Source organism: Bacteroidota bacterium (genome assembly GCA_017303975.1).
In the GTDB taxonomy this organism is placed as follows: Bacteria; Bacteroidota; Bacteroidia; order JAFLBG01; family JAFLBG01; genus JAFLBG01.
The window spans coordinates 61,256-82,681 of the sequence record JAFLBG010000002.1; the positions used below are offsets into that span (position 1 = coordinate 61,256).

The window sequence follows — 21,426 nt, forward strand, 5'->3', positions numbered from 1 at the left end:
TAGGGTATTATATTTTTTTCATTCTCATTTTCCAAACGCCAACAAATGCTTCCTTAAATATTTTGGTACTCATCTTGGAAGTCCCTTCTACTCTATCTTTAAAGGTTATAGGGATTTCTTTAAGTTTAAAGCCTAGTTTCCAGGCGGTGTACTTCATCTCAATTTGAAAAGCATATCCCATAAATCGTATGGAGTCGAGCGGCATTGCTTCCAACACTTTTCTGGTATAGCATTTAAATCCTGCAGTAGTATCTTTAACAGGAATCCAAAGTATTAATCTAACATACAACGAAGCAAAATAAGACATCAATATTCTGTCCAGCGACCAATCTTTTACCTGCCCCCCTTTCACATATCTTGAGCCAATTGCAACATCTGCACTGGAGTTTGCACAAGCATCTCTAAGACGAATTAAGTCGGATGGATTGTGCGAAAAATCTGCATCCATTTCAAAAACATAATCGTATTTATTTTTTATAGCCCACTTAAATCCATGAATATAGGCTGTACCTAACCCTAATTTTCCTTTGCGCTCCTCTATAAATAGCCTATCCGAAAACTCATTCATCAAGCCCTTTACAATAGCAGCTGTTCCATCGGGGGAATTGTCTTCCACTATTAAAATATGAAATGAATGTGGCAAAGAAAATACCGTTCGAATCATCTTTTCGATATTCTCTTTCTCGTTGTACGTTGGAATTATGACAATACTATCCGGCACTTTTCTATTTGTTTTACAAGGTGCATTAAGGTACAAAATATTTGATAAATAAACAGAAACGAAGGCGCTTTAAATATTGTCAAACTCACTATTTTAATGTACGTTTGTGCGTTGCTTAAACTCATTGCCCGTATGGTAGAACAAACAACTCCGCTTCGCGTTTCTCAACTAGCAGAAAACATTATTGGCTCAGAAATAATTAGACTTGCTGCCGAAGTAAATGAAAAAATAAAAAAAGGAGAAAAAATATACAATCTTACTATTGGAGATTTCAACCCTAAGCTTTTCCCCATTCCTGCCGAGCTTAAGTCGGCCATTATTACGGCATACGAAAATGACGAAACAAATTATCCGAGTGCAGAAGGAATGATAGACTTACGCAATTCGGTTTCTGCGTATTTAAAGAAATACGGTAATTTGAATTATGGTACGGATGAAATTGTAATATCAGGCGGTGCTCGTCCACTTATTTATTCGGCTTATCGAACGTTGATAGATCCGGATGACGTAGTAGTTTTTCCTACTCCATCGTGGAACAACAATCACTATTGCCATTTAACATCGGCAAAAGCGATAATTGTTGAAACAACAGCAGAAAATAATTTTATGCCCACTGCGGCAGAGCTAAAACCTTTTTTAAAGGATGCTACCATGTTAGCACTCTGTTCGCCTTTAAATCCAACGGGTACAACGTTTTCGAAAAATCAGTTGCGAGAAATTTGCGAGCTTGTATTAGATGAAAACCGCAAACGAGATTACACCCAAAAGCCGTTGTATTTATTGTACGATCAAATTTATTGGGCACTTACATTCGGAGATACCAAGCATTACGATCCGGTTTCCTTGCTTCCGGAAATGAAAAAATACACTATTTACATTGATGGTATTTCAAAATCGTTAGCTGCCACAGGCGTTAGAGTTGGCTGGGCTTTTGGACCTAAAAAAGTAATTGATAAAATGAAGTCTATAATTGGGCATGTAGGTGCTTGGGCTCCCAAGGCAGAACAGATGGCTTGTGCCGACTACCTATCCAATTATGCGAGTATAGATTCTTTTATGGTTAACATGAAAGAAAAAATCAACAGTAGACTACAGGCATTTTATACAGGATTTACGCAACTACAAAAAGAAGGATTTAAAGTTGCCTGTATAGCCCCACAAGCAGCTATATATCTTACGGCACAATTCCGTTTAATCGGAATGAAAAAAGAAAACGGGGAACAACTTTCTTCCACTAAAGAAATAACTGCGTATTTGCTGAATGAAGCAAAAATTGCGATTGTTCCGTTTTACGCTTTTGGAGACAAAGAAACATCTGACTGGTACAGAATATCCGTTGGTACTTGTAAGACAGAAGACATTCCTTTAATTATTGACAACATAAGACACGCATTAAAAAAATTATCGTAAAAAATGCAAAACCAGTATTGTGTAATAATGGCAGGCGGTGTAGGAAGCCGCTTTTGGCCCATGAGCAAAACAGCTCGACCTAAACAATTTATTGATGTATTAGGAACAGGTAGAACGCTTTTGCAACAAACATTCGACCGCTTTATAAAAATTTGTCCAATTGAAAACATAATTATTGTTACGCATAAATCGTATTTAGATTTGGTAAAGGAACAATTACCGGATATAAAACACGAAAATATTTTATGCGAACCGATTCGAAAAAACACCGCACCTTGCTTAGCTTACGCAAGCTATAAAATACACAAAAAAAACCCAAGGGCACTAATTGTAGCTGCACCTTCTGACCATTTGATAAAAAAAGAAGATACGTTTGTAAAAGCAATAAATTCGTGTTTTAAAAAAGCACAACAAGAAGAATGTATTGTAACACTTGGCATTAAACCCACTCGCCCCGACACCGGATATGGATACATCCAATTTATTGAATCCACGCACAAAGAGAGAGACAAGCGAATTAAACGAGTAAAAGTATTTACCGAAAAGCCGGATTTAGACATGGCTAAATTTTTTATGCAAAGCGGTGATTTTCTGTGGAACTCCGGCATTTTTATTTGGAGCTCAAAAACTATTGTAAAGGCTTTTGAAAAGTACGAGCCCGAAATGGCAGGTATTTTTTCAGAAGGAAGTAGCAAATACTACACTAAAGAAGAAGACGAGTTTATAACAGATGCATACACTCGTTGCAAGAATATTTCTATTGATTATGCTGTATTAGAAAAAGCGGAGAATGTATATGTGCGAGAATCTATTATTGGCTGGAGCGATTTAGGCACGTGGGGCTCTTTATACAATCACATAAAAAAGGATGACAACAAGAATGCGATTGTTGGGAAAAATGTAATGATGTACGGAAGTAAAAATTGTATAGTTAATATTTCTAAGGATAAACTATTGGTAGTTGAGGGATTAGATGATTATATAATTGTAGAGTACGACAACACCATTTTAATTTGCAAAAAACAAGACGAACAGCAAATACGAAATTTTGTAAATGATGTGAAAGTTACCAAAGGAGAACGTTTTGTATAATGCTATTGGATAGTAAAGGCACTAACAAAAAAGCTGAAGAGCTTATTCTCTTACTTATTCCTCTCTTACTAGGCATAGCTGCTTATGTCTGCTTATTTGCAATTGGTAGCTACTACTCTACCTACCCTGATTCTGTTTATATTTATTTGATTAACGGCACTCACATTGCCAATGGCGATTTTGAAATTGGTCATTATGACAACCCGGGAACTACGGTACATTTACTTGCCGGAATAATTATTTATGTTGCACATGCAATCCTTGGCACCCAAACTGTTTTTCAAGATGTATTGGCCAACCCCGAGTTGTATATTAAAATTTGCTCCGGAGTACTTATAGTTACAGGCGTTTTAGTTATCTACTTTAGCTCGAGAAGTATCTATAAAACATTTACAAATTTATACTTAGCACTTGCGTTTCAACTAATTCCGCTATGTGCTTATTTTTGTACCCACTATTTCTTATTAACGAGAATTGTTCCGGAAACATTAATTCTCTTTGTAGTAATTTATTATGCAGCATTCGTTTTAAAAATTTGCAACAAACTAAACAACAACGAAAAGTTAAGTGTAGGTAATATTTTAACTTTCTCAGCTATAACGGGCTTTTTGGTTGTAACTAAAATTACGTGCCTTCCCTTTTTTATACTTCCGCTTTTTTTAATCAGCTCCATCAAAAACAAACTTATTTTTATTGCCGAAACGCTTTTGTTTATTCTTTTGCTAACATTCCCTATTTGGCATAAACTTAGCGATGCTGTGACATGGTTTACAAACCTAACTACCCATACGGGAAACTACGGGCAAGGAGAAGAAAAAATAATTAACACTTCTCTTTTTTACGACAACCTAAAAAAACTTTTACAAAGAGATTTGTTTTATTATACATCTCTGCTTGTCCTACTAACTATACTAATATGGGGATTTGCTAAAAAACAATGGAGTAATTATTATTTTAAGTTGGTGTTTGCCGGAGTGCTAATTATGTTGAGCCAAGTAATTTTTGCAGCAAAACATTTTGGGTATCACTATTTAATTGCATCCCAGTCATTAACTATCCCGCTGCTAATTGCATCCATACTACTTATTAAAAAAGAATACGAAAATAAATACATCCCGATTGCATTGTTAGCCCTTGTGCTTATTTTCCAGTATGAAAAATTTGACGAACAATTTTCCATTTTTTCAGAGCCAAATGCAATTTATCAAACAAGTTTAGAAGTGGAAAAATATAAAGACACTCCGAAGATAATTACTACAGGTTATCAAGGCTCTTGCTTTGTAGCGTCCGCACTAAACTTTGGAGCTTTTTATCACGGCAACTATTTCTTTACAAACTATTATTATCTGCGAACACTTTATCCTACATCCTATTTTTACTCTATTGGAGAAAACAAAATAAGGCATTGGGAAATTGAAATAAGCAATAAAGAGCTTATAAAAAACAATCCAAACATCTTAGTTTACTTCAGAGAGATGGATGATGTGGTTCTGCTAAAAAAAATAACCGAAGGATGCGATTCTCTTATAAAAAAGATAACTCGTGTAAAAGAAAACAAAAACACGAGAGAAACATTTTATTTAATTGAAACCATTTACAGAGCTAACACAGCAGTGTATAAGACAACAAAGACTGTGCTTTGTGATTTCGAGCACATAAATAAAACAGCTAATACTTTTTTTTCTAGCGACAGCGCATTTCAGTTTAAAGGATTAGATAAAATAACCAATGTACTTTATACTTCGGGAAACACATCCATTAAAACAACTCCAGAAAATTCAATTGCCTGCGAAACAAGTATTCCGGTAAAGAAAGGAGACCGTATAAAAATATCTGTAAATAGCTTCTCGCAAGACATGCCAGGACTACTACTACTGCAGGAAGTGGATAAAAGAAAATTTAATTTTAGAAGCGAGTATGTTACTACTATTTTAGAAAATGGATGGAGAACAATTTCTCTTGAAGCTATAATTCCTGAAAACTATACGAGTTCCAAAATAGAATTCAACCTTTACTACTATGGAACAACAGAATGTTACTTTGATGATTTAAAAATAGAAATTCAAAGCCAATAGATAACACTAATAGGTATGTCCCTGCAATTTTTCCATTCTGCCGATTAATCTATTTAACTTTTAATAGGACTTATACAAAGAGTTCCTTTTGCAATCCCAACCACTCCAAGGCAGTACCATGTAATAGTTGTTCTTTAACATGCTTTGGATAGTGCGCGCTTTCAATTAATTTACCGGGTTCGGATTCCCCCAGTGGAAATGGGTAATCGCTGCCTAATGCAACACGATCCGATCCAAATAATTTTACAATTACATCCAATGCGCCTAAATCATGTACTAAAGAATCTACATAAAATTTTCCTAGATACTCTTTGGGATTTACATCGTTGTGAATGGCAACCAAATCGGGGCGACATTTAAAGCCATGTTCAATACGCCCAATGGTAGCAGGAAATGAGCCTCCACCGTGTGCAAATGCAATTTTCAATTTTGGCAATCGTTCAAACACTCCTCCAAATATCATGGAGCAAATTGCTCTTGATGTTTCTGCGGGCATCCCCACCAACCAAGGCAGCCAGTAGCGAGCCATGTGTTCTTGTCCCATCATTTCCCATGGGTGAACAAATATGGCTGCATTTAATTTCTGTGCCACTTCGTAAATAGGGAACAACGAAATAGAACCCAAATTCCAATCGTTAATTACGTGTGAGCCAATTTGCACACCACGCAAACCAATTTTCATACATCGTTCGAGTTCTTGTGCTGCTAAATCCGGGTCTTGCATAGGTATCGTTCCCAGACCAATAAAGCGTTTAGGATACCGTTGAACAATCTCTGCAATATGATCGTTTAAAAATTGAGACACGGCCAAACAATCCTTTGGTTGCGACCAATAATTAAACATAACCGGAACAGTTGATAACACCTGAACTTGCGCCTTGTGTGCATCACATTCGTGCATACGCTTTTCTGCACTCCAAGCATTATCTTCTACCTCTCTGAAAAATTTATCATCCACCATCATCTTTGCACAACATGGCTTGTGGTGATCTAGTCGTACAAATCCGCCATATCCAAACTTTTCTGCCCAGTTAGGCATTTTTTCTGGCAAAATGTGTGTATGTATGTCTATTTTAAGCATAGCTTACTTTTTATACGAAGCCGGGGGCTCCATTACAGCACTACACTTTTTACATGTGCGTAAATCTTCATTACCATAAAACTCTGCAAATGTATTTTGAAAAGCAATTTCAATATTTTTCATTTCAAAATATTTTTCGAACAGTTTGTTATTGCACTTCTCACAAAACCACAATAGTCCATCTTTTTCATTATCCTTCCTTCTGCGCTCCATAACCAGTCCAATGGTATTTGATCCACGCCCTGGACTATGCGGCACTTTCGGAGGCAACAAAAATATATCACCTTCTTTTATTGGCACCTCTACCGCCTTGCCGTCTTCTTGAATTTTAACAACAATGTCTCCCTCCAATTGATAAAAAAATTCTTCGCTTTCGTTGTAGTGATAATCCTTACGGGAATTAGGCCCTCCCACTACCATTACAATAAACTCGGTGTCTTGATACACCACTTTATTTCCTACAGGAGGTTTTAATAAGTGTCTATTATCGTCAATCCACTTTTTAAAATTAAAAGGTCGCTGTAAAGCCATAATAAAGAGATTTAACTAATTGTAGATAATTTAACAATACACTATTGCCTGCTTAGTGTAGCAGTTACACTATCCTTGGTACTACCATCAAAAACAGAATAGGTCATAAAAATAGCACTAGGGCCTTGCAAATTACCAGAGCCTTTTACCGTATTACCTGCAACAGTTTGTTGATTAATTGTAAAATTATTTGCATCAATTACTGCAGTAGCACTGTTATTATTTCCAAGTGCATAAAAATTTTGAAATACAATTTCATCATCTCCACTTCCCTTCACTATTTTAACTGTAAACGTTGGATTTGTTCCGGTAATAGAACTATTCTCGACACAAGACCAAGAACCTTCGTAATTATCTCTTGCATCAGTGCTAGGATCGGTATCTTCTTTCTGACAAGAAGAAAACACAAGTACTACGCCAATTAAAAAAGCGGTAAATGATTTGAAAATTGAATTCATTTGAATAAGTGATTTATTCTAATTTACTATTTATACCTGAATTGTTGCAAATTCGGAGCATATTTTCTAGTACGATTTACTTCGTAGTTATAAACAGCCTGTCCGATCTGCTTTAAAAAAGGGAAGCCAATTTCCTTATACTCATATTTACCATCATTTAGCACACCATCCTTATTTACATAAATTGCAGCCGAAAGGAAAAACTCTACATTGTTTTTAAAATCTACTATATAGGCACAGTCGCTCAAAAATCCATATGACTGACCAACTATATTGAATATTTTAACAGTTGTATCCATGTTTACATTCTTATCTGCTCCCCAAAATAAATATTTTTTATACGCATCGTAATACTCTTTTCTGTTGTAGGCAGGATTCTGAGATTGATAAGGCATCATAGCTAAGTATTTTCTAATAAAATCATACTCTCCAGAGGAAATCGCAAAGCGTTCCGCTTTATCAACATTAGTTGGGAACATCGTTGCCACAACCATTCTATGTACATCTTGTAAAGAAATATAATTCGAAAAAGTAAAATCCTTAGGTTGGGTAACAAGTTTGTTATTCGCATCTACATACGCGTTCCCAATCCGAATTACACCCAAGGGGTGGTAAAAATTATGCGTATCAATCTGCGGAGGCTTTGAATACACTAGTTTCATGCTATCGTTAAAAAAACGAATAGGATTAGTATATCTATTTTCTTTGGTGCCACACTGCGCATCAAATCGATGTATAATGTAAGAGCTTTTATATCCTTTATCGTGAAGCTTAGTATTAATATAATCTGCACCCAAAAATTCAAATACTCGGCTATATGCATTGTTATCACTAACAAGCAACATCTTTTTTATGTATTGCTCTATGGATGGCTTTTTGCTTTCCGAACTTTCATCTGTAAAATAGGACCGCTGACATTTATGTGCACTATCCGTAAACATGTACGAACTTTTAGTCAATTCCGGAAGATCCAATTCATTCAGTTTCTCTAGTGCCAATAAAGCAGTTGGCAGCTTAACCAGACTGGCAGGGTAATAATACTCAAGCGTATCTACCGAATAAAAAAAAGTTGAAAATGTGGGATTGTTAAGCGAGTCGCGATTTATTTGCGTATAAATTAGTTGAATATGGTACGTTGAGTCTTGTGTAGCTATTCTTTGTAAAAAAGCATTAGATGATTTTTTTATAATAGAATCGAGCAGTCCGTAAGGCTTGTCAACAGGTGGATTTATCTTGGCAGTATTACTACAATAAGAAAATAAAAAAAAAGTAACTACAAAAAAATATTTGTCGAGTTGTTTAGGGAAACCCATCATTGCTTTGTTCGTATTACCTGTAAATTCGATTCTCCGAGTTTATATTTGTAACCTATTCCAAATGGAAGTGGCTTCACCAAAGAAGCTTTCGCCTTGTAAGCAGCTACAAAATCGGGCTGATAAGAACCTCCAAACATTGGTATTGGGCCACTATACGTTCCGTACAACTGAACATCCCATTTTGTGGAATCAATAAATCTGTATGGAATTCCGGAATCATCCTGCACAATTTGCGAAGTGTTTGCTAAAATAAAATTTCTGATTTTAGAAAAATAAGTTTTGTGCATAAGATAAGAAGCAGATTTTAAGTATGTATTAAAACTGCCTTCCTTAGCAAGATAGGTGAACAATCCTTGGTTTCTATTTAATTTATCATCCGACAAGTCAACTGAAAAATAGTACACCTGTTTTATTTCTTTTCCATCAGTAAATTTAATAACACAGCCTTTATTTAAAGCAGAATCTAATTGTAGTGAGGTATAATCTAAAAAACTTTTTTCGTTGCCATTAGCATCAATAGCAACATAATTAAAACTTACCAATTGCAAATTCATACGCTTCAAAAAAAGCACAAGCAAATGAACCGTCCCATTTAATTCCTTTTGATGAAAATCACTTGCCATAGAAATGGTGCGAAAAAAACTAAAATTTAAAATGGCGTACAACGATGCATTTACAGCACTTGTGTAGGCATTGAATTTTGATGCATTTGAAAATACTGACGTATCGGGCAAACTACCAATTGGCTCTAAACCAATAAGTATATACTTATCAGCGTCAGGAAATAGTGTATATGCGTTTAGTATATCGGCTCCGGCAAAAGGATAAAACAAAAAATGGGTGGAATCATAAACCAACTCTTTGTTTCTCCATAGAGTCATGGGAAGCGTGTGCAGCGAGTCGTACCGAAGCCAACTAGCATTCATTTTATTGGCATACGTGTACCATTGTTCATTTTTAAGTTGATTAAATTGAGATAGTGTATAAGTTATACTATCTATACCCGCAACGGCTGCGGCTAATTGATTGAGGGGGGCGTCAATATTAATAGCAAGGGCATTTCTATTTGCCTGAAAAACTTTAGAGCTATCGGTAGATATTTCTACATTCTTAGATACTTCATTTTTACAAGAGAAAAAAAACAGAAGTATAAAAACACTAATTAGAAGCCTCATCTGATTTTGACAATAATTTATTAAGTACATAAAAAGCTACACCACTAAAAACAGTTGCTAAACCATACAACGATTCGGTGGGTTTTTGAAGAAATCCTTGATAGGTAAGCCATCCGCTAATAAGTAAAAACAATATCGGAATTAGTGGATATAACGGAGTTTTATAGGGACGAGGTAAATTAGGCTGTCTAACTCTCAAGACAATTAATCCAAGAACTGTTATTAGCAAAAACAGATTTAATGTAAAACTTATATAGGTAATCACCTCATCAAACTTGGCGGTGATAACAAATAAAATAGCAATAATGCCTTGCAATAAAATAGCGTAAATAGGAGATTCATTTTTACTGCGTCTGGCAAACAGTTTAAAAAGTTTAAAATCAGAACCAATTGTTTCGATTACTCTTGGACCAGCGAATATCATGGAACTAACAGAGGCCAATAATAATAACGCAATAATAAGCCCCATCACATTTCCACCTGTTTCGCCCAAAATAAATCGAGAAGCAATAATACCAACCTCCGCTTTACCTTTTATATCGGCTACGGGAGAGCATCTTAAAAAAACATAATTAATTAAAATATACAACACTCCTACTATAACGGTTCCCAGAAGCAAAGAGCGAGGTAAATTTTTATGAACATCTTTTATCTCTCCTGCAATGTAAGCAGAAGCGTTCCATCCTGAATAAGCTAGACTTACAAAGAAAAACGAAATAGCAAACCCTGAACTAGAAATATCATTTACCGAAAAAGCAAAAGAAATATCGCCAGTTGGTTTCACGCTTAGCCCAACAACAATAAGTGTGATTATAATAAGCACATTTAAAACAGTAGTAATTACTTGAAATTTTTTACTTACAGAAATATGTAGCGAATGAATGCCTGCTACTACCACAATTACAATTATAGCGGTCAATTGCGCGGAGCAGGTCGGGAAAACAGCATTTATATACTTACCAAAAGCCATTGCCGAAGCTGCAATAGGCGCAGAAAAACCAACGGTAGCAGAAATCCAACCGGACAAAAACCCCAATAAAGGATGATAAATAGTAGATAAAAAATTATACTCTCCGCCAGAGCGAGGCATAGCTGCCCCCAACTCCGCATAGCAAAAGGCTCCCAATAGAGCTGCAAATCCTCCTAACACCCAAAGCAGCAAAATAGAAAAACCCGAACTCAATCCTTCCACTTGATATCCGAGGCTTGTAAACACACCTACCCCTATCATACTTGATATTACGATAGAAGTAGCTGTAAATAAACCGATGGATTTCTTAGACATTTTATTTATAACTATTTTTTTTGATGTCCTACTTTATGGATATCTATAATTTTTATATGATTAGTATTGGCAAATAAAATACTGTATTCTACCACTCTTATTCTACAGTTAATTCACAATTACGTTTAAGCAAAAATACAAAAACCTTACCTAAAGCTGCTTGTTTTCGTCTCTGAATCACCTTGCTACAACAAGCTTAGTTGTTTTTCTTCTTCCTGAACTATTATCAATTGTTAGCAATTGATATATCCCGTTCGCGAATTTACTGGTTTCAACAATTACATAATTCGAGCTTGCCTGAGTTTCAAAAACTACAGCTCCGGAAATATCCATTACAGATACCGCATGCAGTCCATTTTCATTAAACTCAATATTTACAACATCACCAGCAGGGTTAGGATATACAAGCAATTGTTCGTCATTTGTATAGTTATTTACAAATGCAGGAATGGATAGCATTCCAAGGCTCTCTTTAAAAAGCCCTCTAACAGAACTTACAAGTATGGCATTATTACTTACGCTGTCTTGATTTGTAAGAACTGATACACTAACATTTGTAGTAGGCTCGAATAAATTTTCAGAAATATATCCAAAACAGGTACCTCCGTGAGAATAAACCGTTTTTCCCGCATAAAAATTAGTAAATCTAAATAGCCCCAAACCGTAGGAAGATCCACTTCCTGAGAATATAAATTGTTTCATGTCATTCAACGAACTTGCATTTAAAATGGTTTGGCTATGCATCAAATTATCCCAAAACCATGATAAATCTTCGGCAGTTGCACATATAGCACCGGCCGCGGAAGCCATTGACAAAAAAGCATTGTTAGACCATCCATAGTTAACTTGCATATCTTCTTGGTATCCCATAATATCAGCAGTCCAACCGTTGGGGATGGTGTCTAGAGTAGTTTCAAAAGGAGGAGTAATAGTGTGCTGCAAATTAAATGGAGTAAAAATATAATTTCGCAACGCCATATGGTAAGACAATCCGGTTACTTGTTCGATAATTAATCCCGCCAATAAATAATTCGTATTGCAATAATTGAAAGCCCCTCCGGGATTTGCAATTGGTGCCTTTATAAATTGAAACATCTCTGTAGGTTGCCAAGTTCTTGTAAAATCGGCATTCAAACTATCAAACGTGGCGGGGTTGGAATTAAAATAGTCGTACAATCCACTTTGATGGCGCAACAATTGTTTGATGGTAATTTTTCCGGGAATATTAGGATTGCCAGGAAACCACGTGCCAATTGTATCATTGATACTCAACAATCCTAATTCTTGCAATTTAAGAATCATTACGGCTGTATATGTTTTGGTATTGCTACCGATTGGGAATAACATACTTTTGGTGATTGGCACCCCAACTTCCGAAATTCCATGAACACCATTCCACACGCCAACATTAGGAATAAGAACATTTGCGGCAGCTCCTTTTATGTTGTGTGCATTACACACACTGTCAAAGACAAAATCTAATCGCGCCTTATATACCGAAGGAAATTGAGCAAATACAGAGGTACTCAGAAAAAAAACTGAAACTAAAATTAATAGCAATTTAGATTTCATGATGCAAACAATTTGGTTTGATTGAATATAAGGTTTAAAGGCTACCTAAGCAAATACAGACATTGCTTCACAAAATATATGTTTGAGCCTTTACTTACAAACTCTTGCGTACCAATACTTGTGCGGATTCTGTCTTTACCACTTCCACCTTATCACCTTTTTCAATATAGCCATTCATGGCAATAGCATCGTACACTTCCGATTCAATTTCTACTTTACCGGATGGTCTTAATACCGTAAAAGCTAGGCCTGATTTGCCAATCAAAAAAGAAGTATCTATATCAGCGCTTACGTACCCTTTGTTTGAAGCTTGTGTAGTTTGCAAAACAAATTTTCCAAACAGTTTTGTATCCATTAGCTTAGGCCCAAGATACATGGAAACGCCCACAGACAACACAATAGAAAGCACTACCACAAACAGTGATTTTACAAATCCTTCAAACGGAGGTAAATCAACCGGAGCGTCTATTGTTGGCATTGCGCCTACTAAACTCAATGTTAACCCTAACACAATGCACACAATACCCGAAATACCAATTACACCAAAGCCCGGAATAGCAAAAAGCTCTACAACAACTAATACTACACCCAACACAAATAATGCTATCTCCCAGTTAGCCGCAAGCCCTTCTAAGTAAAGAGGAGCAAAGTAAAGCACAGCAGCTCCAATAGCAGCAAACAGCGGAAAGCCAATGCCAGGAGCCTGCAATTCAAAATAGATTCCGCCAATAATTACCATAATTAAAATGCCACTAACGGCAGGACTTAGCAAAAAGTCAACAATAGCCTCAATTGTAGAAGGCTTGTATTCTTTTATTTCGGAATTTGTAATTCCTAAGCGCGCAATAACATCATCAATATTTTTTACTTCACCCTCGCAATAGCCATTTTTTATGGCTTCTTCCGTAGTAAATGTCAACACCTTGCCGGAATCATTTACGTTTTCAATTTTTATTCTTGGGTCGTTCATTGCTTCTGCAATTCTAGGGTCTCTTTTATTTACTTCTGCTGTAGCACGCAATTTTGAACGCATGTACGACTGGTATTTTTCCGGCTGAGGTGTACCGGCTTGATCAACCACAGTTGCAGCGCCAATGCTGGCTCCTGGAGCCATGTAAATACTATCGCAAGCAATAGAAATAAGTGCTCCGGCAGATGCCGCATTTTTATCTATAAAAACGATAACAGGAATTTTCGAATCCAAAATTTTGGTGCAAATTTTATCAGCCATATCCACCATGCCTCCGTAGGTGTTCATGTGAATAAGAATGTAATCGGCTTTTTGCTCCTCCGCATTGTCAAACGCTGCCTGCGTTTGACGCCATGCAGCTGGGTCTATCTCGCGCTTGATATCGAATTTATAGATAAGTTTGGATTGAGCTTGAATAAAACTGCTTGCGCATACAATTAGGATAAGCAGTAGAGTGAGTTTTTCTAGGGTACCTTTTTTCATCATGCAAAGATGGGGATAAAATTTATACATAAAAGGGTTCAGTTTTCTTGCTCAAAAATTAAAAACATAATCTCATAAATTTTTATTTTTCTAACACAGTAAAACCTATCAGAGTCTGCTTAAATTTATGTGCGCAAACCTGCACACGCATCTCTACTCTGCTCTATTTGACCATACGCTCAAAAGTGTGAGTCAAAGAATCTAGAAACGTATTTATACTAAATTTTCATATAAAGTTAAATGACTCTAGGAGTTATATGATTTTGACTCATATTTACTTGCAAAAAACTGAATATCAAATACTTGCATATTAAAAATTAAAAACAGGAGCATTAGATTTCACTAATTTCGAGTTGATTACCCCAACCGCTGAAAGTACTTTTGAGTAACCAACAACTAAAAATTACACACATGAAAAAATACAATATTAGCACGCTAGCTGTTTTATTATTTGTTTGCTCTTCGCTTTTTGCTAAAGAAAATAAAAGAAAAAATTATGTTTCAATAACAACCTATGGCGGCTATGTTCTTATGCAAAAATTAAAGTACGAGCAAATCAATACATTTCAAAAGGTAGATGCGAGTAATCCTAAAAATAGCAGCTATTTTAATGGATGTGGGATAAAAGCAGACATCCGATTAGCAAAACAATTCAGCCTTACGTTGGATGTAAACAGAACGCGAGTAGATGTAGAATATTTGTTCGATAATTTGGACGATAAATCCTATATGACAAGAGATATAAAAAAAGCAGGCGTTTCCGATGCAGGTAGCTATGTGGTGCAATACAACGATAGCAGGTATAGAGCACGAATTGGAGCTACCTATTTTGCAGATTCATTTGACGATTGGAGCGGTTACATTCATGCCTCTGTAGGACTTATGTATAAAAATGAGAGGTATGCCGCGTTCGGAAATAACATACAAGATGTGTATGTTTCTAGTTCAAAAACTTATGAAAAGAACTATGTTCCTACCGGTCGTGTTGCTGTTGGTTACCAAATACTAATGGGAAGATTTGTTGGAATAAATGCCGAATTGGGTGTGGGGGGAGGACCTTTGGCGTGCATAGGATTGCAGGTAAGGCTGTAATTGTAAACAAAAGATAATTAATGGATTTAATAAAATTGAACTTAATTAAAAAGCATGTAAAAATGAAAAATGTAATTTTATCTATACTGGCTTTGGTAATTATTTTATCTTCTTGCAAAACGAACACTTTCGTTGCAAGAAAATACACAAAAGGAAACTATGCTGAAAAAGCTACCAAATTAGATAAACAAACAAAGAAAATTGCTGTAATATCAGGCACTTCGGAGACAAAAAACAATACAACTCAAAAAGTGCCGATTGCAGAGCAAAGCACATCCTTCAATGGTGCAAAAACAGCGAACGAAAAACCTAATTTCTTTAAAAATTCAAATGCTCTTGTAGAGGCTAACAGAAAAGCAACAGTCAATTCTAAAAAGGTGTTTAGTATAAAAAACAATACGATAACTCCAGCAGTAGCAGAAGCTATAGATACAGAGGCGCAACTAAAAAAAGTTGAAAGGCATAGAAAGGCTAATTTTTTTACAGCACTGGGGGTTGCTATTTTGAGGGTATTAAATTTTCTGTTTTTTGTTACTCAGGTTTATGCGGCATTTGAACCTGCCGGTGTTTGGTTTGCAGGATTGGGCGCTTATTTAGTAGGCTTAATAGGATTATCTATAATAGGACTTTGCGTGTTTATTGTTAATTTGTTTGCATTAAAAGAAGCGAAACGAGCTTCAAAACAACCCAACTTAAACGAGGAGCAGAAACTAAGGGCAAATAAAGCAGTATGGTATGCAATAATTTCTTTACTACTATCTTCTGTTTTTCTTCTAATTTCTATATCTATACCCTTGTTTGTGCTAATAGCATAAAAACACCTGTTAATCTGTTTCAGGTTAAATTTATGCAGAAAAGTAGTTGAATAGCACTGGGAATCTTTATTATTGTTGATGCCTGATTAACTTGGAGAGAAATCCTCCTCCTTAATTAGGCATCATTTCTCTATATATAAAGTAGTCTTCTTGTAATTGTCAAAAACTATCTGTTTTAACTCATTCTGTATTCCCCTATTAGACGCAATCAATTCCCTACCAAATAAATAATTTTCGCCTCCTTCAAAATCCGTTACTACCCCACCTGCTTCTTGAACAATGATTACACCCGCAGCAATATCCCACGCATTCAATTTTTCTTGATAAAAAGCTTCTAGTCTACCACAAGCTACATAAGCCATATCTGCTGCTGCTGAGCCAAGACGCCTCACTCCTCGCGAGTTGCTCTGCAAATACTTTATTGTGTTAAAACTAGCATCGATTGTGCCTTTGCTATCATACGGAAAACCTGTCGCTATTAGTGACTTTGATAGGCTTAGTGTATTTGTTACACTAATCACTTTATTGTTTAAGTAAGCTCCCCCCTTCTCCCACGCATAAAAACATTCATCTAAGTTTATTTCATATATAACACCTAATATGGGTTTATTATTCTTTGCCAACCCCACACTTACACAATAGCAAGGCAATCCGTGTACAAAGTTAGTTGTACCATCTAGCGGGTCAATTATCCAATTATACACATCGCCCTTTTTATCAATAGTATTTTCCTCCGTTATAAAACCTGCCTCAGGCAGCAACAATTGCAGGTATTTTACTAATTGCTCTTCCGCTGTTTTATCTACGTAGGAAACCAAATCGTTTCCTCCTTTAAACTCTACCTTACTCTCATTAAATGTAATACGCTGTTGCTTAATAAAAAGCCCAACCGTTTTTACAACAGGAATAACTTCTTTGCAAATTTTCTCTAAGTCCATTAGTTGATTTTTAGCTCTGAGAAATAGTATTGGAGTGCTTTTTTCTAAAATATACTATCCCTGCAATACCCAGTAGTATCAATATACTTGAAATAATTTGAGCTTGGGTAATATCTCTTCCAAAGATATGATACACGGAGTTTACCCGAATGCTTTCTATCAAAAAGCGCTCTATCCCATTTAGCAATAAATACAAAGAAAACATCAATCCTGGCGCTTGTATTTTTTTTCGAACCATCCAAAGTACACCGAATAAGAATGTGCACATTATTGTTTCGTAAAAGGGTGTTGGAAAAACAGGATTAGCAAGCATGGCACAATGCTCTTCTTCCATGCAACCGGGAATGGGAATACCTACGCTATTTACATTGTGCGGATAATTGTATGCCCACATCCAGTCGGGCAAAAAGCTCATCCAATCTGGTTTGGCAGCTAAATTATCTATCCCCCAATCTCCATCTCCTGCCACTTGGCATCCCACACGACCAACTGCATAGCCCAACATAATAGCCGGAGCGGAGGCATCAACCACATGTAGAACTGTCAACTTGTTTCTTTTTGCATAATAAATCACACAAATTGCACCTAGAATCAACCCTCCATACATGGTCAATCCACTGAATGAAAACATGGCTCCCACCGGGTCTGCCATAAACTCATCCGGATTCTCCAGGTTGTGAAATATTTTAGCTCCTAAAATTCCTGACACTACTGCAATCATAATCATATTACCAACATGCTCGTAAGGATGCATCAACAATTCTTTTTCAACTTGTGCTTTGCCTTTTAATTTTTTCGCATCGCTATACTGCATGTACCATGCAATTGCCAAGCCAATAATTCCTCCAAATAAATTCCCTTTAGCAGACAATAAATACGCAGGCGGCTTCTGTATAAACTCATCGTAGTTCATTGTAATACCAAGCAATTTAAAGCCGAGCACAAACGAAATCAAGAGCATGAATATTCTTTCTACTAAACTAACTGGCGCATTTTCTATACGTTTTACTTTTTGTGGATTCAATAACCCAAGCTCTTCTTTGCGCTTTAATTCATTTGTCCAAAAAAAAGCAGCAGATAAAAATCCGAATGCAACAAAAAAGCCAAAACTCTGCACCACACGCAAAATGCCAATTTCAAAGCCAAACAAATCTTTTACTAAATGATAAATGGTAGGATACATTAGTGGGAATTAAGAATGTTGAATTATTAATGTTGAATTAGGCTTATTTATAATATGTTCTGCATTCTGCAAAATAGCGTCATCAATACTTACTTCAAAAACACCATCAGCGCCTATTTTAGTTAGTTTGCAATTTACAATTTGATTGGTCAACCTCTCCTCAAAAGGGTATTTAATCTTTAAATAATTATCCGAATACCCATATATAAAGGCATCTTTCGTTTCTGTCTCGAATAATACCTTGCGAGTAGTGCCAACAAACTGATTATAAAATGCCAATTGCTTTTTTGTAGATAAGATTCGAAGCATGTTGTTCCGCTGCTTCCTTACGGCATAAGGCACTACAGGCTTTATGCTCAAAGCGTCTGTATTATCACGCTCCGAATAAGTAAACACATGCAAATAACTTATATCAAGAGAATTCAAAAATTTATATGTCTCTAGAAAATCTTCTTCTGTTTCTCCAGGAAAGCCAACTATAACATCTACTCCTATGGCACAATGTGGCATCAACGATTTTATTGCTTGCACTCTGCTTTCGTACAACTCTCTTAAATAGCGCCTGCGCATCAACTTTAAGACTTTGTTGCTACCCGATTGTAGCGGGATATGAAAATGTGGCACAAATTTTTTAGAGCCGGAAACGAATTGAATTATTTCATCGGTAAGTAAATTAGGTTCGATAGAAGATATCCTATAGCGCTCTATATCCTCAATATTCTCCAACTGTTTTACTAAATCAAAAAAGTTTTCTTGGTGTTTTTTTAATTCGGGATTACTCTTTCCAAAGTCGCCCAAATTAACTCCTGTAAGCACAATTTCTTTTATACCATCTTGAGCTATTTTTTGCACTCTCTCTACAACACTTTGCACTGTACCACTTCTACTTTTACCTCTGGCTAAAGGGATAGTACAAAAAGAACATGTGTAATCACACCCGTCTTGTACTTTTAAAAACACACGTGTTCTATCGCCAAACGAATGCGAATCAACAAAAGTATTTACATCATCAATTTCGCACGACACTATTTTCTTATCCTCGCGCGTGGCAATACTTTCAATGTATTGAAGAATATTAAATTTTTCCTTTGCACCTAAAACTAAATTTACTCCCTCTATTTGAAGTATTTCATTAGGTTTTAATTGTGCATAACAACCCACAATAACAACAATTGAATCAGGAGCTCTTTTCTTTGCGGATTTTACAATTTGCTTACACTCTTTGTCTGCATTCTCGGTAACGGAGCAGGTATTAATCACATAAATATCTGCCGGATTTGCAAAGTCAACTTTTACGTATCCATTATCTTGAAAAACACGAGCAATAGTTGAAGTTTCGGAAAAATTCAACTTACAACCCAATGTGTGAAATGCTACTGTTTTTGTGTTCTGCTGCATGAAGGCGCAAAGATACGAATTTGGTTCAAACAGCCATAATCTACAGTCGGTCTAATTTACCCCATTTTACTAGCTTATAAAAGAATTTGTAGCACACAAACAAGAAAATATCCGTTGATAAATCTATTTTACTTTCTAGATTTAATTCAGCATATTTATATAACATGATTAGAAATTATTTACTTGCTTTTTGCTTGGGCGCTCTTTTGCTTTTTGCATGCGAAAAAAAACAAAAGAAAAACACTCAAGACATCAGGACAACCTTTCGCTACAACGAATTGTCGAGCATTACATCATTAGATCCTGCTGCTGCAAGTCGATTTGAAAACATTACTGCTGTTAATCAACTTTTTAATGGCTTAGTGAAAATGGATGACTCCTTGCGGATTGTAGGAGATATTGCTAAAAGATGGACTATTTCTGAAGATGGCAGAGAATATACTTTTATCCTTCGAGATGATGTATTTTTTCACAACGACACAATATTCAATGGTGGCAAAGGAAGAAAGGTTGTTGCAGATGATTTTGTACATAGTTTTTTTAGATTATATGATGCATCCATTTCTAACGCTACTACACTTTTAACAAATATAGATAGAGGCGAAAGAAGCAACAACAAAGGATTTATAGCCATAAACGACACTACATTTAAAATTTTTCTTAAAGCTCCTTTCACCCCATTTTTGGGAGTTTTAACGATGAAATTTTTTTCAGTTGTGCCACATGAAGTTGTAGAGCACTATGGGGCAGATTTTAGAAGCCACCCAATTGGCACCGGACCTTTTAAATTCAAGCTATGGGAAGAAGGTGTAAAATTGATTTTAGTTAAAAACGAAAATTATTTTGAGAAAAAAAACAATGAACAATTGCCATATTTAGATGCAGTTTCTATTTCATTTATAAAAGATAAAGAAACAGCGTTTATGGAATTCATGAAAGGCAATATAGACATGCTTTCCGGAATTGATGCTATTAATAAAGATGAAGTATTTACAAAAAATGGGGAACTGAATGATGTGTACAAAGCCAATTTTTATGTGCAAAGTCAACCTTATTTAAAAACTGATTACTTGGGTTTCTTAATTGACTCGAAAAATAAATTAGTAGAATACAGCCCTATTAAAATAAAGGCTGTGCGCCAAGCCATAAATTATGCCATCGACAGAAAAAAAATGGTTAAGTATTTGCATGCCGGCTTTGGAACTCCTGCCACAGCAGGATTTATACCACCCGGATTAAATGCATTTGATGCAACTAAAGTAGTTGGCTACACCTACGACCCAGACAAAGCAAGACAATTATTGACATCTGCCGGATTCCCAAATGGCAACGGACTACCAGAGATAACATTATACAGCACAGAACAATATGCCGACATATGTGAGTTTGTGCAAGCACAACTAAAAGAGATTGGAATAAGGGTAAATATAAACATTGAGAAAGCAGCAATATTGTACGAAGCTGTGGCTAGTTCGCAAGTATTATTCTTTAGAAAATCTTGGTTGGCTGACTATCCGGATGCAGAAACTTTTTTGTCGGTTTTTTATTCTAAAAATTTTTCGCCACAAGGGTATAATTATACGCATTATAAAAATGCAAAATACGATGCATTGTATGAGCAGGCTCAAATAGAATTGAATGAGAAAAACAGAAATGAACTATACCAACAAATGGATAGAATGATTGTAGAAGAAGCTCCAATTGTGCCTTTGTACTACGACCATGTAGTACGATTGGTAAATAAAAATATTTCCGGCCTAAGCTCCAACGCTATGAATATTCTTGATTTGCGAAATGTAAAAAAAACAAACAAATAATCCTTTTTAAAAAT

At 35.8% G+C, this 21,426-nt stretch carries 18 protein-coding genes; 6 read left to right on the forward strand and 12 right to left on the reverse strand.

What is annotated here, in order from left to right; genetic code table 11:
- Positions 1–7: 7 nt before the first annotated feature.
- Positions 8–721, reverse strand: coding sequence for a polyprenol monophosphomannose synthase (locus tag J0M08_01290; GenBank protein ID MBN8701674.1), 714 nt, complete (start codon positions 719–721; stop codon positions 8–10).
- A 132-nt stretch (positions 722–853) separates the two neighbouring features.
- Here J0M08_01290 and J0M08_01295 point away from each other — a divergent pair, with 132 nt between their 5' ends.
- Genes J0M08_01295 through J0M08_01305 form a run of 3 tightly spaced genes read left to right on the forward strand, consistent with a single transcriptional unit; the run spans position 854 to position 5,298 of the window.
- The gene (locus tag J0M08_01295; GenBank protein ID MBN8701675.1) at positions 854–2,131 is read left to right on the forward strand and encodes a pyridoxal phosphate-dependent aminotransferase; all 1,278 of its coding nucleotides are present in this window, start codon (positions 854–856) and stop codon (positions 2,129–2,131) included.
- A gap of 3 nt (positions 2,132–2,134) precedes the next feature.
- Entirely contained in the window at positions 2,135–3,223 is a 1,089-nt protein-coding gene (locus tag J0M08_01300) for a mannose-1-phosphate guanylyltransferase (protein MBN8701676.1), read from the forward strand.
- Complete coding sequence (locus J0M08_01305) at positions 3,223–5,298, forward strand: hypothetical protein (protein ID MBN8701677.1); 2,076 nt, start codon at positions 3,223–3,225, stop codon at positions 5,296–5,298. Before J0M08_01300 ends, J0M08_01305 begins: the two co-directional genes overlap by 1 nt.
- Positions 5,299–5,368: 70 nt before the next feature.
- On the opposite strand, the gene J0M08_01310 is transcribed toward J0M08_01305, so the two are convergent.
- The 8 genes from J0M08_01310 to J0M08_01345 all read right to left on the reverse strand — a co-directional run bounded on the left by J0M08_01310 (position 5,369) and on the right by J0M08_01345 (position 14,169).
- Positions 5,369–6,379 (reverse strand): amidohydrolase, encoded by a 1,011-nt coding sequence (locus J0M08_01310; protein ID MBN8701678.1) that lies wholly within the window; start codon positions 6,377–6,379, stop codon positions 5,369–5,371.
- Between the two features lie 3 nt (positions 6,380–6,382).
- Positions 6,383–6,910 (reverse strand): 3-hydroxyanthranilate 3,4-dioxygenase, encoded by a 528-nt coding sequence (locus tag J0M08_01315; GenBank protein ID MBN8701679.1) that lies wholly within the window; start codon positions 6,908–6,910, stop codon positions 6,383–6,385.
- Between the two features lie 41 nt (positions 6,911–6,951).
- The gene (locus J0M08_01320) at positions 6,952–7,368 is read right to left on the reverse strand and encodes a hypothetical protein (protein ID MBN8701680.1); all 417 of its coding nucleotides are present in this window, start codon (positions 7,366–7,368) and stop codon (positions 6,952–6,954) included.
- Between the two features lie 26 nt (positions 7,369–7,394).
- Positions 7,395–8,684 (reverse strand): serine hydrolase, encoded by a 1,290-nt coding sequence (locus J0M08_01325; GenBank protein ID MBN8701681.1) that lies wholly within the window; start codon positions 8,682–8,684, stop codon positions 7,395–7,397.
- Complete coding sequence (locus tag J0M08_01330) at positions 8,681–9,859, reverse strand: hypothetical protein (GenBank protein ID MBN8701682.1); 1,179 nt, start codon at positions 9,857–9,859, stop codon at positions 8,681–8,683. Before J0M08_01330 ends, J0M08_01325 begins: the two co-directional genes overlap by 4 nt.
- On the reverse strand, positions 9,843–11,144 hold the full coding sequence (locus J0M08_01335) for an amino acid permease (protein ID MBN8701683.1): 1,302 nt from the start codon (positions 11,142–11,144) through the stop codon (positions 9,843–9,845). Before J0M08_01335 ends, J0M08_01330 begins: the two co-directional genes overlap by 17 nt.
- Before the next feature lie 177 nt (positions 11,145–11,321).
- Positions 11,322–12,716 (reverse strand): serine hydrolase, encoded by a 1,395-nt coding sequence (locus J0M08_01340; protein ID MBN8701684.1) that lies wholly within the window; start codon positions 12,714–12,716, stop codon positions 11,322–11,324.
- A 94-nt stretch (positions 12,717–12,810) separates the two neighbouring features.
- On the reverse strand, positions 12,811–14,169 hold the full coding sequence (locus tag J0M08_01345; protein MBN8701685.1) for a S49 family peptidase: 1,359 nt from the start codon (positions 14,167–14,169) through the stop codon (positions 12,811–12,813).
- Positions 14,170–14,580: 411 nt separating this feature from the next.
- Between J0M08_01345 and J0M08_01350 the strand changes: the two genes are divergently transcribed.
- Together J0M08_01350 and J0M08_01355 are read left to right on the forward strand one after the other, a co-directional pair.
- On the forward strand, positions 14,581–15,261 hold the full coding sequence (locus tag J0M08_01350; protein MBN8701686.1) for a hypothetical protein: 681 nt from the start codon (positions 14,581–14,583) through the stop codon (positions 15,259–15,261).
- A gap of 62 nt (positions 15,262–15,323) precedes the next feature.
- Positions 15,324–16,076, forward strand: a complete 753-nt coding sequence (locus J0M08_01355) for a hypothetical protein (protein ID MBN8701687.1) — start codon at positions 15,324–15,326, stop codon at positions 16,074–16,076.
- Between the two features lie 122 nt (positions 16,077–16,198).
- Here the strand turns inward: J0M08_01355 and J0M08_01360 are convergent, their stop codons facing one another.
- The 3 genes from J0M08_01360 to mtaB are packed head-to-tail and all read right to left on the reverse strand — an operon-like array spanning position 16,199 to position 19,595.
- Positions 16,199–17,014, reverse strand: coding sequence for an inositol monophosphatase (locus J0M08_01360; GenBank protein ID MBN8701688.1), 816 nt, complete (start codon positions 17,012–17,014; stop codon positions 16,199–16,201).
- Positions 17,015–17,024: 10 nt separating this feature from the next.
- The gene (locus tag J0M08_01365) at positions 17,025–18,197 is read right to left on the reverse strand and encodes a prolipoprotein diacylglyceryl transferase (GenBank protein MBN8701689.1); all 1,173 of its coding nucleotides are present in this window, start codon (positions 18,195–18,197) and stop codon (positions 17,025–17,027) included.
- 9 nt (positions 18,198–18,206) lie between these two features.
- A complete protein-coding gene (gene mtaB / locus J0M08_01370) occupies positions 18,207–19,595 on the reverse strand; it encodes a tRNA (N(6)-L-threonylcarbamoyladenosine(37)-C(2))-methylthiotransferase MtaB (GenBank protein ID MBN8701690.1) in 1,389 nt (462 codons plus the stop codon).
- A gap of 164 nt (positions 19,596–19,759) precedes the next feature.
- Here mtaB and J0M08_01375 point away from each other — a divergent pair, with 164 nt between their 5' ends.
- Positions 19,760–21,412, forward strand: coding sequence for an ABC transporter substrate-binding protein (locus J0M08_01375; protein MBN8701691.1), 1,653 nt, complete (start codon positions 19,760–19,762; stop codon positions 21,410–21,412).
- Positions 21,413–21,426: the final 14 nt, after the last annotated feature.